The sequence below is a fragment of the Streptomyces sp. LS-MS-L19 genome (assembly GCF_058382285.1).
Map to the genome: position 1 here is coordinate 7,776,724 of NZ_JBYCLL010000001.1, position 16,595 is coordinate 7,793,318.

At 71.0% G+C, this 16,595-nt stretch carries 14 protein-coding genes; 9 read left to right on the forward strand and 5 right to left on the reverse strand.

Annotated elements, in window-relative coordinates; genetic code table 11:
- The first annotated feature begins 215 nt into the window (after positions 1–215).
- Positions 216–1,292 carry a glycoside hydrolase family 43 protein gene (locus AC2XR2_RS34680; RefSeq protein ID WP_491517190.1) on the forward strand — a complete coding sequence of 359 codons (1,077 nt, stop codon included), beginning with the start codon at positions 216–218 and terminating at the stop codon, positions 1,290–1,292.
- Positions 1,289–2,701 (forward strand): RICIN domain-containing protein, encoded by a 1,413-nt coding sequence (locus tag AC2XR2_RS34685; protein WP_491517191.1) that lies wholly within the window; start codon positions 1,289–1,291, stop codon positions 2,699–2,701. The genes AC2XR2_RS34680 and AC2XR2_RS34685 overlap by 4 nt, the downstream gene beginning before the upstream one ends.
- A gap of 7 nt (positions 2,702–2,708) precedes the next feature.
- Here the strand turns inward: AC2XR2_RS34685 and AC2XR2_RS34690 are convergent, their stop codons facing one another.
- Entirely contained in the window at positions 2,709–4,391 is a 1,683-nt protein-coding gene (locus AC2XR2_RS34690; RefSeq protein ID WP_491517192.1) for a rhamnogalacturonan lyase B N-terminal domain-containing protein, read from the reverse strand.
- Positions 4,392–4,584: 193 nt separating this feature from the next.
- On the opposite strand from AC2XR2_RS34690, the gene AC2XR2_RS34695 reads away from it, so the two are divergent.
- Positions 4,585–5,625, forward strand: coding sequence for a rhamnogalacturonan acetylesterase (locus AC2XR2_RS34695; RefSeq protein WP_491517193.1), 1,041 nt, complete (start codon positions 4,585–4,587; stop codon positions 5,623–5,625).
- A 151-nt stretch (positions 5,626–5,776) separates the two neighbouring features.
- Positions 5,777–7,465, forward strand: coding sequence for a DUF2264 domain-containing protein (locus AC2XR2_RS34700; protein WP_491517194.1), 1,689 nt, complete (start codon positions 5,777–5,779; stop codon positions 7,463–7,465).
- Here AC2XR2_RS34700 and AC2XR2_RS34705 read toward each other — a convergent pair.
- Positions 7,455–8,963 carry a hypothetical protein gene (locus AC2XR2_RS34705; protein ID WP_491517195.1) on the reverse strand — a complete coding sequence of 503 codons (1,509 nt, stop codon included), beginning with the start codon at positions 8,961–8,963 and terminating at the stop codon, positions 7,455–7,457. The two genes, AC2XR2_RS34700 and AC2XR2_RS34705, sit on opposite strands and share 11 nt — an antisense overlap.
- A gap of 500 nt (positions 8,964–9,463) precedes the next feature.
- Here AC2XR2_RS34705 and AC2XR2_RS34710 point away from each other — a divergent pair, with 500 nt between their 5' ends.
- A complete protein-coding gene (locus AC2XR2_RS34710) occupies positions 9,464–9,922 on the forward strand; it encodes a hypothetical protein (RefSeq protein WP_491517196.1) in 459 nt (152 codons plus the stop codon).
- Here AC2XR2_RS34710 and AC2XR2_RS34715 read toward each other — a convergent pair.
- Entirely contained in the window at positions 9,876–10,709 is an 834-nt protein-coding gene (locus AC2XR2_RS34715) for an alpha/beta fold hydrolase (RefSeq protein ID WP_491517197.1), read from the reverse strand. The two genes, AC2XR2_RS34710 and AC2XR2_RS34715, sit on opposite strands and share 47 nt — an antisense overlap.
- Complete coding sequence (locus AC2XR2_RS34720) at positions 10,702–11,289, reverse strand: TetR/AcrR family transcriptional regulator (RefSeq protein ID WP_491517198.1); 588 nt, start codon at positions 11,287–11,289, stop codon at positions 10,702–10,704. The genes AC2XR2_RS34715 and AC2XR2_RS34720 overlap by 8 nt, the downstream gene beginning before the upstream one ends.
- Positions 11,290–11,431: 142 nt before the next feature.
- Between AC2XR2_RS34720 and AC2XR2_RS34725 the strand changes: the two genes are divergently transcribed.
- The 3 genes from AC2XR2_RS34725 (at position 11,432) to AC2XR2_RS34735 (ending at position 14,631) form a co-directional block, all read left to right on the forward strand.
- Positions 11,432–12,019: an ArsR/SmtB family transcription factor gene (locus AC2XR2_RS34725; protein ID WP_381300073.1), complete on the forward strand. Its 588-nt coding sequence runs from the start codon at positions 11,432–11,434 to the stop codon at positions 12,017–12,019.
- Positions 12,016–13,323 (forward strand): MFS transporter, encoded by a 1,308-nt coding sequence (locus tag AC2XR2_RS34730; RefSeq protein WP_491517199.1) that lies wholly within the window; start codon positions 12,016–12,018, stop codon positions 13,321–13,323. The genes AC2XR2_RS34725 and AC2XR2_RS34730 overlap by 4 nt, the downstream gene beginning before the upstream one ends.
- Positions 13,324–13,386: 63 nt before the next feature.
- Positions 13,387–14,631 (forward strand): MFS transporter, encoded by a 1,245-nt coding sequence (locus tag AC2XR2_RS34735; protein WP_491517200.1) that lies wholly within the window; start codon positions 13,387–13,389, stop codon positions 14,629–14,631.
- Positions 14,632–14,644: 13 nt separating this feature from the next.
- On the opposite strand, the gene AC2XR2_RS34740 is transcribed toward AC2XR2_RS34735, so the two are convergent.
- Positions 14,645–15,082: an Lrp/AsnC family transcriptional regulator gene (locus tag AC2XR2_RS34740; protein ID WP_330263673.1), complete on the reverse strand. Its 438-nt coding sequence runs from the start codon at positions 15,080–15,082 to the stop codon at positions 14,645–14,647.
- A 210-nt stretch (positions 15,083–15,292) separates the two neighbouring features.
- On the opposite strand from AC2XR2_RS34740, the gene AC2XR2_RS34745 reads away from it, so the two are divergent.
- The gene (locus AC2XR2_RS34745) at positions 15,293–16,570 is read left to right on the forward strand and encodes an ArgE/DapE family deacylase (RefSeq protein ID WP_491517201.1); all 1,278 of its coding nucleotides are present in this window, start codon (positions 15,293–15,295) and stop codon (positions 16,568–16,570) included.
- Positions 16,571–16,595: the final 25 nt, after the last annotated feature.

A 16,595-nucleotide genomic window follows, 5' to 3' on the forward strand; every position in this document is an offset into this window, starting at 1 on the left:
CGGCTGCGCACATGATCGGAGACGCGCGGGGGCCGGACCGATAACAGAAATCCGCGGCACTGGATCCCCAGCGCAGAAAGCGCCTTCTTTTGTCGCGTCCGACCCGTTGACCTACCCGTTCCCCAGCCGTACCTTTCGGCTGTTCGCAATAAACAACAGATGTTCTCAATACCGAACATCGCTCTCAGGACACCCCCACCCGAGAGGCAGTCCGCATGAGCCGCGCCCCCGACGTCCCCGACCGACGACTGCTGCTGAAGGGTGCCCTGGCCGCGGGCGCCCTGGCCGCGACCCCCACAGCTGCCCAGGCCGTCCCCCGCCCGCAGAAGGCCGTTCCCTTCGTGAACCCGCTCGTCCGCAACCGCGCGGACCCGTACGTCCACCGCCACTCGGACGGCTTCTACTACTTCACGGCCACCGCCCCCGAGTACGACCGCATCATCCTGCGCCGCTCACGCACCCTGAACGGGCTCGCGACCGCCGCCGAGTCCGTCATCTGGACCAAGCACCCCACCGGTGTCATGGGCGCCCACATCTGGGCACCGGAGATCCACCGCATCGGCGGCAAGTGGTACATCTACTTCGCCTCCGCGCCCGCCGAGAGCGTCTGGGACATCCGCATCTGGGTCCTGGAGAACGCCAACCCCAATCCCTTCATGGGGACTTGGGAGGAGAAGGGCCAGGTCAGGACCGCCTGGGAGACCTTCTCCCTGGACGCCACCACCTTCACCCACCGCGGCACCCGCTACCTCGCCTGGGCCCAGCACGAACCCGGCCTGGACAACAACACCGGCCTCTTCCTGTCGAGGATGGCGAACCCCTGGACCCTGACGGGCCCTCAGATCAGGCTGTCCACCCCGGAGTACGACTGGGAGTGCGTCGGCTACAAGGTCAACGAAGGCCCCTCGGTCATCGCCCGCCACGGCCGCGTCTTCATGTCCTACTCGGCCAGCGCCACCGACTGGCACTACTGCATGGGCCTGCTCACCGCCGACGCGGACGCCGACCTCATGAACCCGGCGAGCTGGTCCAAGTCGCCGACCCCCGTGTTCACCAGCAACGACACCACCAGGCAGTACGGCCCCGGCCACAACTGCTTCACCGTCGCCGAGGACGGCCGCAGTGACGTCCTCGTCTACCACGCCCGCCAGTACAAGGAGATCGTCGGCGACCCGCTGAACGACCCCAACCGCCACACCCGTGTCCAGAAGCTCGGCTGGCACGCGGACGGCACCCCGAACTTCGGCATACCGGTGGCGGACACCGCCACGGACACGGAGGTTGCGTCATGAGACGTGCTCACGCCGTACTGCTCGCCCTCTGTCTGGCCCTGGCCGGCGCCCTCATGACCGCGGGACCGGCCCAGGCCGCCCCGCTCACGATCCCCAACGGCGTCCAGTTCACGGACACTTCGGGGAACGCCCTGCACGCGCACGGCGGCGGGGTCATCAAGGTCGGCTCGTACTACTACTGGTTCGGCGAGGACCGCAACGCCGACAACACCTTCCGGTACGTGGACGCCTACCGCTCCACCGACCTGAAGAACTGGGAGTTCAGGAACCACGTCCTGACCCAGTCGTCCGCCTCCGAGCTGGGCACCGCCTACATCGAGCGGCCCAAGGTGGTCTACAACGCGACCACCGGCAAGTTCGTGATGTGGATGCACAAGGAGAACGGCACCGACTACAGCGAGGCCCGCGCCGCCGTCGCCGTGTCGTCCACGGTCGACGGCAGCTACACCTACCAGGGCAGCTTCCGCCCGCTCGGCGACAACATGTCCCGTGACATCACGACGTTCGTCGACACCGACGGCACCGGCTACATGGTCTCGGCCGCCAACGAGAACTACGACCTGCACATCTACAAGCTGACCGCCGACTACACCGGCATCGCCTCCCTGGTCGCCAACCCCTGGCCGGGCGGCCACCGCGAGGCCCCCGCCCTGTTCAAGCGCGGCAACGTCTACTTCATGCTGACCTCGGGAGCGACCGGCTGGAGCGCCAACCAGCAGCAGTACGCCACCGCCACCTCCCTCGCCGGGCCCTGGACCTCGATGGCCAACGTCGGCGACTCCACGACGTACAACTCGCAGACCGCGTACGTCCTTCCGGTGCAGGGAACCTCGGGCACCTCGTACCTCTACATGGGCGACCGCTGGGGCAACTCCTTCGGCGGCACCGTCAACGACTCCCGGTACGTGTGGCTGCCGCTCACCTTCCCGACCTCCACCACGATGTCCATGTCCTGGTACCCCGAGGTCACCATCGACGCGGCCGCCGGGACGATCGGCGGCACCAGCGCCACGTACAACACGCTCGTCGCCCGGCACAGCGGCAAGTGCGCGGACGTGGCGAACCAGTCGCTGTGGCAGGGCGTCGCGATCAGCCAGTACACCTGCAACGGCGGCGGCAACCAGAAGTGGTGGTTCAAGGACCTCGGCACCGGCTACTACCAGCTGGTCGGCCGCGGCAGCTCGTTGTGTCTCCAGGAGAACTCCACCAACGTGACCCAGGAGAACTGCTCGTCGAGCGCCACCACCCAGCAGTGGTCGCTGGTCACGTCGGGTTCGTACGTCAACGTCAAGGCCCGCGCCACCGGCGAGTGCCTTGACGTCAACGGCGCGTCCACCGCCAACTCCGCCGCGATCATCACGTACACGTGCAACGGAGCGACCAACCAGCAGTGGACGCGCGGGACCTGACGTCCGATCAGGAGAGCAGGTCGATCGCGTCGATCGACGTGCCCGCGCTGAGATAGGCCGTCGACCCCGAACCGCTCACGATGTTGATCTTCAGCGTGTTGTACTGGCTGGTGTCCGTACGCCAGGCACTGGCCGGCACGCTGTAGGTGAACGTGTAGTTGTTGCCCCGGTAGGACCCGTTGGTCAGGGACCGGGTGCTCGGCTGGGTGGGCGGGGAGGGGATCGCGGAGGTCCAGGTGTCGTTGACGACGACCTGCGGCCGCCCGTTGGCGTAGGCCGTCGTCACCCCGATCCGCAGGGTGTGCGCGGCGGCGGCCTGGGCGGCGGTCAGCTTGAAGTACACCAGCAGACCGCTGTTGACGTCCTTCCAGAGGTAGCAGGGGAAGGCGGAGGTCTCGGTGCCGCTGCCGATCACCACGTTGCCGGTCCAGGCGGCGGCACGGACGTCGGAGGGATGGGCGTACGTCATCAGGTCGGCGTTCTTGAAGCCGCTCGGCGTGCCCGTCCAGTCGTTGATCCGCCAGATCGCGCCCGCGTTGCTCGGGTCGTTCGAGGACGGGACGGCGATCGAGTTCAGGGTGGTCGTGCCGCCGGCGGTGACCGTCACCGAGGTGGTGTAGACGGCGAGTTCGCTCTTGTGGACGGTCAGGGTGTACGTCCCCGGAAGGACCCCGCCGATGGAGAAGTAACCGTCCGAGGAGCGGGCCGAACCCCAGTACTGCGCGGCCGAGTTGGCGAGGCCGACGGTGTACGGGTACGCCGTGTTCCGCCCGGTGATGCCGACGCCCGCGACCTTGCCGCGACCGCCCGAGGCGACGTAACCGGAGATACCGAGCGAGTCCGCCCAGGAGGTGGTGAGCGTGCCGGGGAAGAGGGACGAGGAGGGCGCGCCGCCGTCCGTGAGGGCGATGACGTACGGGCCCTGGAGGCCGAAGCGCTCGTCCTCGGTCTGGTTCTGGGCGTAGTGCAGGATCTCGTAGAGGCCGCCGCCGTCCGCGCTCTGGTGGCGCAGCAGGGAGCGGTAGAAGGGGCCGCCGGACGCCTTCTCGTGGTTGGAGCGGACGATCCACAGGCCGACGCCGTTCGCGCTCCAGCCGATGTAGTTGTAGTCGCTGACCCGCAGCTTCGAGTAGTGCTTGGAGCGGGTCTGGCCGTCGGACTTGGCGAACACGTCCGAGGCCTCGATGGTGGTGGGCGCGTACGTGTAGGAATCGGGCTCGTCGTTGAGGAACAGGCCCGCCTTGACACGCAGGATGAAGCGGGTGGAGGCGACCGAGGTGTCGGCCCGGTTGGTCCACAGGTAGACGTTGTTCTCGCCGCTGCGGGCCGCGTAGTAGTGCCGGAGCGTGCCGTACGCGACCGAGATCAGGATCGTCGTGCCGGACTGCTTGATCGTGACGGTCGAGGCGCCGAGGCCGGACTCGATGTGCGAGTTCTTGCCGCCGTAGCCCTGGTATTCGGTGCCCTTGTAGACCAGCGAGGTCAGGTCGCCGTTGGACTTGCTGACCTTGAAGACCAGGTTCGCGCCGGTGTCGACGACGTAGTTCGAGCCGTCGTCGGTGTAGCCGAAGCCCGCGGCGGACGCGGACGGGGCGAGCGGCCCGGCGAGGGCGGCGGTGCCGGCGGCGGCCGCGGTGCCGAGGACGAAGGTACGGCGTCCGACCGGTCTGTTCACGGTGGGCTCGGACATGGGGGTGCCTCCTTCGAGACATGTGGGGGAGGTGCGGGTGTCTCGCAGAGTGACAGTTGAATCGATTTCGCGAAAGGGCTTTCGCTTGCTGGAGGTTGGCAATCTTGTGAAATCGACCCAAGGGGTAGAAAGCGCTTGCGGATGAGGGTACGGTCCAGCCGCCAGGCCTTGTCGTCCATCAGGGGAGCCACGAATGAGACGTTTCAATCTCGCCGTGCTGGCAGCGGTCACGCTGGCCGCGGGCCTCGCCGCCACTCCGGCGCAGGCACACACCGGACGTGCCCTCGGTATCGAGAACTGCACGGGGAGCGCCTGCCACTTCGATGTCCCGCCCGGAACGTACGACGTCAAGGTCCTCCTCGGCGGGGACACGGAGTCGAGCACCGCGATCAGTGGTGAGACCCGGCGTTCCCTGCTGCCGGAGACCGCCGTGGCCGCCGGCGAGCGGACCGCCCGCAGCTTCACCGTGAACGTCCGCACCCCGGAGGGCGAGCCGACGGGACCCGACGGCACCCCCGGCCTCGACCTGACGCTCGGCGGCACCGCCCCCGCTCTCGCCGACATCCGCGTCACCCCGGCCCGGCACGCCCGCCAGATCTTCCTCGTCGGCGACTCCACGGTCTGCGACCAGCCCGGCGACCCGTACTCCGGCTGGGGCCAGCAGCTGCCCCAGTACCTCCGCAAGGGCGTGTCCGTGGCCAACTACGCCGACTCCGGCGAGAGCACGGTGACGTATCTGTCCGAGCCGCGCCTGTGGGCCACGGTCCAGCCGCTGATCCGCCGCGGCGACCTCGTCCTGATCCAGCTCGCCCACAACGACAAGACCACGGACGAGGCGACGTACCGGGCGAACCTGGAGACACTGGTCGCGGGTGTGAGGGAGAAAGGCGGGAACCCTGTCCTCGTGACGCCCATCGTGCGACGCTGGTTCAACTCGGACGGCACACTGAACAACGGGACGGCCCTGCTGGTCAACGGCCTCGGCGTGGACCATCCCGCGGTGATCCGCTCGGTGGCCGCGGCCGAGGACGTCCCGCTGGTCGACCTGACGGCGAAGACGAAGACGCTGGTGGAGTCCTTGGGCGTGGAGGGTTCCAAGGCGATCTACCTCTACAACGAGAAAAGGGACAACACCCACACCTCCGTGCACGGCGCCACCGTGTACGCGGGCCTGGTCCGCGACGAACTGCTCGCGCAGGGACTGGTGCCCAAAGGGGCTGTGAGGGTGGGATAGACGCCTGGGGCGTCCCGACCGGAACCGGGGCGCCCCAGGTCTGCGTTGCGAGCAGCGGGCCGCGAGCAGCGAGCTGCAAGCCGCGCGCCGCAAGCTGAGCCACGAGCCGCGAGCCGGGCCGCGAGTCTGCAAGTCGAAGAAGAGAGAACCGATGCACCTGCCTCCCGAGGACCGCACCCTCAGTCCGCACACCGGCTACACGCGCGCCCACTGGGAGGCCGCGGCCGACGCCCTGCTCGCGGCGGTGGAGCCGTACGCCACCGAGGACCGCGCCCTCTACCACTTCCCCGGCGACCGCCAGAGCTGGACGGGCCGCCTCTCCGACGGCCTGGAGGGCTACGCCCGTACGCTCCTGCTGGCGGCCTTCCGCCCGGACGAGACCACGCTCCAGCGGTACGCCGAGGGCCTCGCGGCCGGGGTCAGCGGGGTATGGCCGCGCATCGAGGACCGTACCCAGCCGCTGGTCGAGGCGGCGTCGATCGCCTTCGCGCTGCGGATCACCAAGCCGCTGCTGTGGGACCGGCTGGACGACGCCGTACGGCAGCGCGCCGCGGCCTGGCTCGGCGACGCGCTGACCGCCGAAGCCTGGCCCTGCAACTGGGAGTTGTTCCCGGTCACCGTCGCCGGCTTCCTGGAGTCGGTCGGCTACGAGCCCGAGGTGTGCCGCAAGGCGATCGACCGGGGTCTCACGCGGATCGAGCAGTGGTACGTCGGCGACGGCTGGTACACCGACGGCGACGGCCGCAAGTTCGACTACTACAACGGCTGGGCCATGCACCTCTACCCGGTGCTGCACGCCTGGCTCGCGCGGGACGACCGGCTGCTGGACCTGTACGGCGGCCGCCTCTCCCGCCATCTCGAGGACTACGCCCGCCTGTTCGGGGCCGACGGTGCCCCGATGCACCAGGGCCGCTCCCTGACGTACCGCTTCGCGACCACGGCCCCCCTGTGGCTGGGCGCCCTGACGGGCCACACCCCGCTGCTCCCGGGCCAGACGCGACGGCTGGCCTCCGGCGCCCTGAAGTACTTCCTGGACCGGGGCGCGGTGGACTCCAACGGCCTGCTCTCCCTCGGCTGGCACGGCCCCGACCCGGCCGTCCTGCAGGGCTATTCGGGCCCCGCCTCCCCGTACTGGGCGAGCAAGGGCTTCCTCGGCCTGCTCCTCCCGGCCGACCACGAGGTGTGGACGGCGGTGGAGGAACCCGGCCCGGCCGAGCGCTCCGACGCGCTCACCCCGCTCGCCGCCCCCAACTGGCTTCTGCAATCCACCCGTTCGGACGGCGTGGTCCGCCTCCACAACCACGGCAGCGAGGACGTCCGCTACGACCCGTACTACACCCGCCTCGCCTACTCCACGGTGACGGAACCCTCCCCGTCGTACGACAACAGCCTGATCCTGGGCGGCGATCCGAGCCGCACCGAGATAGAGCCGCTGGGCGTCGGCGAGGGATGGGCGGCCTCCCGCCACACGGCGGCAGGCGGCGCCCGGGTCTCCAGCGTGGTGCTCGCACGGGGAGCCGTCGAGGTACGCGCCTTCCTGGTGACCGGCGCCGCCCCCGGCACACCGGTACGGGTGACGGGCTGGGCCCCACGGGACGGAATCCAGACCGAACTCCTGCCGGCCGTGGGCCTGGACGCCGACCTCGGCGGCGAGACGGGAGACGGCAACACCCTGTTCGCCGCGCTGTCCCGCCTCACCGCGGACGCCGACGCAGTGCCGTTGGCGGAGACGGTGGCCGTACGGGTCGTAGGGGAGGGCGAGTTGGCGGTGGTGTGGACCGAGGGCCCCGAGACGCGGGTCCGCCTCGACAGTTCCGGAGTGGATGTCCTCAGGGCTTGAGGCGGGCGATCCGCAGGCTCGTCGAGGTCGGGGACGCGCCCGTCAGCGGCTTCGTGTACGTCGGCGTCACCGGTACGTAGGCCCAGGTCAGCGTCCCGTCCTTCTGGACGGCGATGTCACCGGTGATCCGTGCCTGGACCAGCTTGTCCGCACCCTGGACCTTGCCGTTCCAGTCGATGAGACGCAGGTGGGTGCCCGTGAAGGTGCCGGTGCAGGTGCCGCTCGCGCACTTGGGGTTCTTCAGGGACTCCCAGGACACGAGGAGACGGTCCTTGCCGTACGGCGCCACGTGCACGTTGACGTGCTCGGTGCCGGGTGCGTTGGTGAGGTAGACCGCCTTGCCGGGGCCGGAGTTGCGGTTCTTCAGGAAGGCCACGGCCACCTGGTGGGTGCTGGTCCTCGGCTTGACCGTCCAGCCGCGGCCGCTGGAGTCGTCCGGGTTCTTCTTCGCGGACGCGGCGCCGCGCGAGGCGAAGGCGGTCGCGTAGCGGCCGGTGGCGGACTTCACCAGGTCACCCGTGCGGCCGGGGAACGTACCGCCGCAGTACCCCGCCCAGCACTGCTCGCGCTGCACGACCGGGGCCACGTCCGGGGCGCCGATGCCCGTCGACACGAACAGGCCCGAACGCCAGTCGTCGAAGCAGAGGGAGGTGAAGTTCCCGGTGGTCTCGGCATGCAGGGCGATCCCCTCGTTGTGGCTGCACCCCCAGCCCCAACCTCCGCCCAGCTTCCCGCCCTTGGCGCTGACGTACGTCAACTTGTCGCCGAAGTGCCCGTCCGCGAAGCCGCCCGCGCCGTGCACCACGAAGTAGGCGCCGTACTTCGTGCCGTTCCAGGTGAGCCGGCCGTCGAGGGTGGGGGAGGTGTCGTGGGAGGCGGTGCCGGTGAGCTTGGTCGTCCAGGTCTTCCTGGCACCCGTGTACCGGACGATCGCGGCCGCCGTCTCCTTCCACTTGTTGGTGTCGGCGACCCGGGTGAGCAGCGCGAAGCCGTCGTTGTGCGCGACCAGGCCGCCGACCTCCTTGGCACCCTTGACGACGGTGTCCGCGCCGGAACGCTTCCCGGCCGACGTCAGCGGGGTGACGTGCACACCGTCCGAGGCGGGCCAGGCCACCCGCAGGGTGCCGTTCGGCGCGACCGCGGTCGCCGTCCGGGTCCACTCGCGCGTGTTGTTGTAACCGGCGGACAGGTAGGGGAACTTGGCGGACAGGGTCACGGCCGTGGTGGTGGGGGCGAGCGCGGGAGCGGTGGCCGCACCGGCGGTGGCGTACCAGGCACCGACGAGCGCGGCCGTGGCGGCGAGTCCGCCGATGAGCGGCTTGCGGGCCGTACGGACTCGGCGGTGGCGGGGGATCGCTCCGGGGGCGCCGAGGGGGATCTCGCCGGGGGCGTGGAAAGGGGCCTCGCCGGGGGTGCCGAGCGTGGCCTCACCGGAGGTGCCGCTGTTGGTGCCCACAGGGGCGTCGCCGTCGCGCGGTGTGCGTCTTGCGGAAGTCATGTCACCAGGTCGCCGTGAACACCGCGAAGGTTGCCGTCGGTCTTGGCCTGGCGGGTGGCAGCCTTTCGGCCGGTCCTTGCGCTCGGGCGGGCGGCAACCCTTTCGTCGGTCAGGTGCCTGCGGCGGACGGTAACCCGTTCGTCGGTCATGTGTCTGCGGCGGACGGTAACCCTTTCGTCGGTCATGTGCCTGCGGCGGATCGTAACCCGCCGTCGGTCGTTTGCCCCCGGCGCGGCAGCCCTTCGCAGGTCTTGCCTTCCGGCGGGCGGCAACCCATTCGCCGGCCACGTGTCCACGGCGGACGGTAACCCCCCATCGGTCGTTTGCCCCCGGCGTGGCAGCCCTCCGCCGGTCTCGTCTCCCGGCGGGCGGGCAACCTTCCGCCGCCCCTTCGCCCCCGGCAGACGGCAATCCCTCCGCCTGCCCCTTCTGCCCCGGCGCCCGGCTCCCCCCGGCACACTTCGGCGCGCACCGAAACGACCCGCCCCTACCGTTCCGGCATGACCACGAACCCATCGGAGGCACCCGCCCGGGCCGTGACCGGCATGGTCGAGCACGTTCTCGCCCTGGCCGCGACCTGGACCACCTGGGACGGCACACCCGCCCACGTCGACGACCGCGCGTACACCCCGCACAAGGCGATCCGCCGCGTCGCCGACCATCTGGTCGACCACCTCGCCGAGTTGGAGGCACGGCTGGTGGGCGAGACCCCGCAGCCCGATCACTGGCACGCGTCCGCGACGACCACCGAGGCCGACCTCGCGCCCTTCACCCAGGAGGACCTGGAGGAGGCCCGCAGCCGTCTCACCCGGCTGGCCCGCATCTGGGCGAACCGCCTGGACGCGCTCACGGAGGACCAGCTGGACCGTTCCCCCGGCGAGGGCTGGACCTTCCGCGAACTCGCCCTGCACCTCAAGGAGTCCACGTACTACGCCGACGTGCTCGGCGACCTGTCATGACCGCAGGTCGCCCCCCGAGCAGCGTCCGCGTGAGCCGTCCGGCGAACTCCACCGGATGCTGGAGGATGCCGAGGTGACCGCCCGGGAACTCGACCAGCTCGGCCTGCCGCTCCTTGGCGAGGAACTCGGCGGTGCGGTACAGGAGTTGCCCGCGGGAGTCGGTGCCCGCGCCGACGGTGAGGCGCACCTGTGAGGGCCCCGCCTCAGGGACGTACGACGTGAAGGGCCGCAGGACATGCGCGAGGGAGAGCGCCATAGGGCTGAGCAACTCCTCTTCCCGGGGGAGGGGTTGGCCTTCGGGGAGTTCGTCCGCCTCCCGCTCCTCCAGTACGGCGGTCATCAGGGCGCCCGCCGCCACGAGCCCCTTGGCGCGGTAGACGTCACAGACCTCGGCGAACCGGGCCTGCTGCCGTGCCCCGTCCGGCAACACCCCCACGCACGGCGGCTCGTGCGCGACGACGTGCCGCAGCCGCTCCGGGTGCCGGGCGAGCAGGTCCAGCGCGACGACGGCACCGGCACTGGTACCGAGAACGTACGCCGACCCGCCCTCCGGCAGCGTCGCGTCGAGCACCCGCCGCGCACCGTCGCTCCAGTCCTGGACCCGCTGGTCCGCGACGGGTTCGCCGAGACGGCCGTGGGCGAGGCCGAGGGGGTCGTAGGTGACGACGGTGAAGTGCGCGGAGAGCACGTCCGTCATCGCGTCGAGCCCCATCGGGTGCCCCGCGCCACCGGGGACGATCAGCAGGACGGGTCCGTCGCCGGTGATGTCGTAGTGCAAGTCAGTCATCGTTCTTCTCCTCCTGGGGCCAGTTCTCCAGTGCGATGTGCAGGGCGTCGACCGCCTTGTCCCAGGACCTCCCCACCTCGCGGGGCGCGCCGAACCCGCCGGTGGACTCCAGGGCGCAGTAACCGTGGAAGGTGGCGCGCAACAGGCGTACGGCGTCGGTGAGATCGGGTTCGGCGAGGCCGTACGCGCGGAGCATGCCGTAGGTGATCTCGGCGGTGCGCCGGAGGGCGGGGGTGTCCGCGATCAGCGACTGGTCGATACGGATCTGGGTGGCCGCGTACCGCCCGGGCCGCTCCAGGGCATACGCCCGGTAGGCACCGGCGAAGGCGGCCAGCGCGTCCTTCCCGGCCCGCCCCGCCACCGCGACCGCGATCCGGTCGATCATCTCGCCGCCGGCGAGCAGAGCGACCCGGGTACGCAGGTCCTGAAGACTCCGGACGTGCGAGTACAGACTCGCGTCCCTCACCCCGAAGCGCTTGGCCAGGGCCGCCAGAGTGACGTTCTCGAACCCGATCTCGTCGGCGAGCTCGGCCGCGGCCTCGGTGAGACGGTCGGGGGTCAGGCCTGCACGGGGACTCATGGGAGCAGGTTACCTAGGACCCCTAGGCTCAAGGCTAGCGATTTTCGCTTGGGTGGCTGGCACTGGCCCCTGATCGGCCATCAACCCCACTGCTTTTTATGAGAGTTGACTCTCACACTTTCTGAGAGGACACTCTCACGTCATGGATTCCGCCAACCGTCTCGGCGACATAGAGATCACCGACCCGAAGGCCATGCGGGCACTCGCGCATCCCGTACGGCTCGCCATCCTGGAGCGGCTCCAGCGCCACGGGCCCGCCACCGCCTCCCAGTTGTCGCCGCACGTCGGCGCCACGCCCTCCGTGACCAGCTGGCATCTGCGCCACCTGGCGGGGTTCGGGCTGGTGCGGGACGCGGTCGAGGGCGGCACGGACCGGCGGGAGAGGCGGTGGGAGGCGGTGGCGCGGGGGTTCCGGTTCGAGGTGCCCGACGACGAGGACGGCACCTCTGCCGCGCGGGCACTGTCCTGGGAGATGTTCGCCCGGGCCGCCGAACTGCCCGAACGCTGGGCCACCGAGACCGAACCCGCCCTCGAACCGGCCTGGCGGCGGCTCTCCGGCCTCGCCAACACCCGTGTCGTCGTCACCGCCGAGGAACTCGCCGCCATCGAGGACGCCATCGAGGCCGTCCTCGCTCCCTACGTCATGCGGGATGAGCGGCCCGAGGACAGCCGGGGCGTACGGCTGCTGCGGTACATGCTTCCCGAGGCGACGGAAGCCGGCGACGCGTGAACTCCCTCTGGCGGGACGGGCGTTTCGTCCGCTACTGGGTCAGCAGTGCCGTGTCGCAGTTCGGCGACCGGGTCTCCGAGGTGGCGGTACCGCTCGTCGCCGTCACCGTCCTGGACGCCTCGGCCGGCCAGGTGGCCGTGCTGACCGCGCTCGCGTGGACGCCGAACCTGCTCGCGGTGGTCCTGGGCGCCTGGGTCGACGGGCGGGCCCGGAAGAGGCGGCTGCTGGTGGTCATGGATCTCCTGCGGACGGGCGTGCTGTTGTCGCTGCCCGTCACCTACCTCTGCGGGAGCGTCACCCTGGGACAGCTGTACGCGGTGGTGCTGCTCGGCGGGCTCGCGGGGGTGGTGGCCGGGTGTGCCTGGCAGCCGCTGTTCACGCGGATCGTGCCGCGTTCGTCGTACGTCGACGCCAACAGCAGGTTCAGCGCGGCCCGTTCGGCGTCCTTCGTGGCCGGACCCGCTGTCGGCGGCGGCCTGGTGCAGGCGCTGGGCGCGCCGGTCGCCGTCGTAGCCGACGCGCTGTCCTTTCTGGTGTCCGCCCTGCTGCTGGGAGGAGCCCGGGTCGACGAGCCCGCGCCCGCCGCCCGTTCCGGCGCCGCCGTGCCCGCGCTGCTGCGGGACGCCCGCGAGGGTCTCCTCTTCGTCCTGCGCCACCCGGTGCTGCGCGCGGGCCTGGCCTGCACGACCACCATCAACTTCTTCACCTTCCTCGCCGGTACCGGCATGGTCGTGCTCTTCGCCGACCGGGAGCTCCACCTCTCCCCGGGAGCCATCGGGTTGACGCTCGGCGTCGGAGCGACCGGGTCCCTCCTCGGAGCGCTCACCGCGCCGTGGCTGTCCCGCCGGATCGGGGTGGGGCGGTGCGTCGCGGTCGGAGCCGTACTGTTCCCGGCGCCCTTCGCCCTGGCCGCGGTCGCGGGTGGACCGGCGTGGGCCGGTGTCGTGCTCCTGGGCGCGGCCCAGTTCCTGGTGGGTCTCGGGGTGATGTGGTTCGACGTGCCCCTCAACTCCCTTCAGGCCGCGGTCACTCCGGACGCCCTGCGCAGCCGGGTCGTGGGCGCCTACAGCACCCTCAACTACGGCGTGCGCCCCCTCGGCGCGATCGCCGGAGGAGCACTCGCCACGACCGTCGGCCTCAGGGCCACCCTGGTCGTGGTCGCCGTGGGCGGAGTCCTCTCGGTGCTGTGGCTGCTGCCCTCGCCGATCCCGGGCATCCGCCGGCTGGCCGACACCGAGGAAGGGCGGGCGGCGGAACCGGCCGAGGACACCGCCGGCGGTTCTGAGGGCGTCCGCGCGGCCTGAATATTCGCAGCGAGGTGTCTGCCCGCGACCGTAGGGTGATCGGCGGACGACCGGGGGAGGGGCGTGACGTACGAGGCGCAGCGGGACGAGGGTGCGGACAGCCGTACGCTTCCGAAGGCGCGGCCCCTGTGGCGGCAGCGCGACTTCGCCGTCTTCTGGGCCGCCCAGACCCTCTCCGTCCTCGGTGACTCCTTCGCCCTGATCGCCCTGCCCCTGCTGGTCCTTGAGGCGACCGGGTCCGTCGCCCGCATGGGGCTGCTGACGGCGGTAGGCGGTGCGGCCTCGGTCGTCGCGGCCGTGTTCGCGGGGGTCGTGGTGGACCGGGTCGACCGGCGCCGGCTGCTCATCGCCTGCGACCTCGTGCGGATGGTGCTGTACGGGGTGATCCCGGTGGTGTGGCTCCTCGGGCCGGAGGTGTGGCTGCTGTACGCCGTCCTGCCGGTGTGCGAGGCCGTCGGGATGCTGTTCGCCGTCGGATACGTCACCGTCGTGCGGAGCCTCGTCGGCACCGGTCAACTCACCGAGGCCAACGGTCGGTTGAACGCCACCGCCGCCGCGGCCGGAGTGCTGGGCCCGGTGTGCGCGGGTGTCGTGGCGGCCTGGACGGGCCCCGCCACCGCGGTCGGCGTGGACGCGGCCAGCTTCGGGGTGTCGGCGCTCTGCACGGCCTTCGTGCGTTTCCGGCCCCGCCCCGCCGGACCCTCCCAACGCACCGGGCTGTGGCGGGATGTGCGCACCGGAGCGGCCTTCCTGCGCCGGCAGCCGGTGCTGCGGTCGCTGACCGTGTTGCTGTTCGGGTTCAGCTTCCTCACCCTCGGCCTCAACGACCTGGTGATCTACCACCTCAAGCACGACCTCGGCCACGACGACGGCACGGTCGGCACCGTCCTGGCCGTGGGCGCCCTCGGCACCATCACGGGAGCGCTGCTGGTGGCCCGGCTCCGCCGCTGGTGGGGTTTCGGCGCGGTCTGGACCGGCTCCGTCGCGCTGTGCGGCCTCGCTTTCGCCGGCATCGCCCGCGCCGACGACATCCCCGTCGTCGCCCTCCTGAGCGCCCTCTTCCTCGCCGGCGGCGGCATGGCGGGCACCTGCTCCATGTCCCTGCGCCAGGAGATCACCCCCGAACCCCTCCTGGGCCGCGTCACCTCGGCGTTCTGGACCCTCCACTACGCGGCCGCCCCGCTCGGCGCGGCCACCCTCACCTGGGCGGCGGAACACCACGGCACGGCCCCGGTGGGCCTGGCGGCGGGCGCCTGCTGCGTACTGGTCGCGGCAGCCGCCCTGGTCACCCCGATCCGCCGGGCCTGAGCAGGCGGGTCGGTCACACGCGGGGCCGGTTCAACAGCCGGGAGAGCACGATGGCGCTCTCGGTCCGTTCGACCGGAGTGGTGGCACGCACGCGTTGGATGGCCTGTTCCAGGTGGGTGATGTCCCTGGCGAGCATGTGGACGACGGCGTCGGCGGCGCCGGAGACGGTGCAGGCCTCGACGACCTCGGGGATGTTCTCCAGAGCTCGGCGCAGTTCGGCGGGGGTGGGGTTGCCGGTGCAGTAGACCTCGACGAAGGCCTCGGTGTGCCAGGCCAGCGCCTGAGGGTCGACGAGGGCGGTGAAACCGCGGATCGCGCCGGTGGCCACCAGGCGGTCGAGACGCCGTTTGGCAGCGGACGCGGACAGCCCGGCCGCCTTGCCGATCTCGGCGTACGTGGCACGTGCGTCGTGCAGCACGCAGCGGATGATCGCTTCGTCGATGGCGTCCATGACCTCACTCCAGACGTCGGGGCCCGTGGCGGTGGCAGTGGCGGTGGCGGTGCAGTAGCGGTGGCGGTTGGCGGTGGCGCAAGAATCCGCCGTGGGCCCGCTGACATTGCAAGAAATCAACAGGGGATAGCAGCAAATGGCGATTGCTTGCGCCGCTTCCCCGAACATAGTCTCCGGCTTGTCCTGATGTCACGTGGGAGCAGGGGTGAGATGACAGCAAGCCTGAGCGGTGTGGAAGCCACGGCACTGGCCGCGGTGGACGAGGCGGCCATCGCCCGGTTGCTGCTGGAGCTCCTCGCCGTTCCGAGCGTGACGGGGACCGCCGCGGAGTCCGAACTCCAGCACGTCCTGGCCCGGCACCTGGAGCGGACGGACCTCGATGTCGACCTGTGGTCCATGAACCTGCCCGAGCTACGCGCCCACCCGGACTTCCCCGGCAGCGAGGCCCCGCGCACGGACGCGTGGGGCCTGGTGGGCGGGACGCGGCCGCAGGGTGACGGGCCGACCCTGGTCCTCCAGGGGCACGTCGACGTCGTCCCGCACGGGGACCTGTCGCGGTGGGAGGGCGACCCCTTCCGCCCCCGGGTCACCGGGGACGTGGTGCACGCACGGGGAGCGTGCGACATGAAGGCGGGGGTGGTGGCGATACTCGCCGCCCTGGCCGCGATACGGGCGGCGGGTACGAGGCTGCGCGGCCAGGTGTCCGCGCACTTCGTCGTCAGCGAGGAGGACGGCGGCCTCGGCGCCTTCGGCACCCTCCAGCGCGGCCACACCGGTGACGCCTGCATCATCACCGAGCCGACCAGCGGCGCACTCATGACCGCGAACGCCGGCGCCCTGACCTTCCGCATCGAGGTACCCGGCCGGGCCACCCACGGCAGCACCCGCTACGTGGGGGTGAGCGCCATCGACGCCTACCTGCCCATCCACCGCGCGCTCGCCCACCTGGAAACCCGCCGCAACACCGACGCCGACCCGCTCATGTCCGACTACCCCATCCCCTACCCGCTGTCCGTCGGCACCGTCCACTCCGGAGACTGGGCCAGCAGCGTGCCCGACCTGCTCGTGGCCGAAGGAAGACTGGGCGTCCGGCTGGGCGAGGACCCGGCCCGGGCACGCGCCGAACTGGAGGCGTGCGTGGCCGAAGCCTGCGCGGCCGACCCCTGGCTGCGCTCCCACCCCGCCACGGTGACGTGGCCCGGCGGACAGTTCGCCAGCGGACGCCTCCCGGCCGGCCACCCGCTCGCGCCCCGGGTAGCCGACGCACACGCCACCGTCACGGGCGGCCCACGCCCAGCCGAGCGAGGCGCCCCCTACGGCAGCGACCTGCGCCTGTACTCCGCAGCGGGCATCCCCACCCTGCAGTACGGCCCCGGCGACGTCCGCCATGCCCACGGCCCCCAGGAACAGGTCCGCGTGAGCGAGATCGTCACCGTCACGAGGACCCTGATACTCACCACACTGCGCACACTCGGCACCAAGCAGTAGACGCCGGGCACGGGGCGGCCAGGGA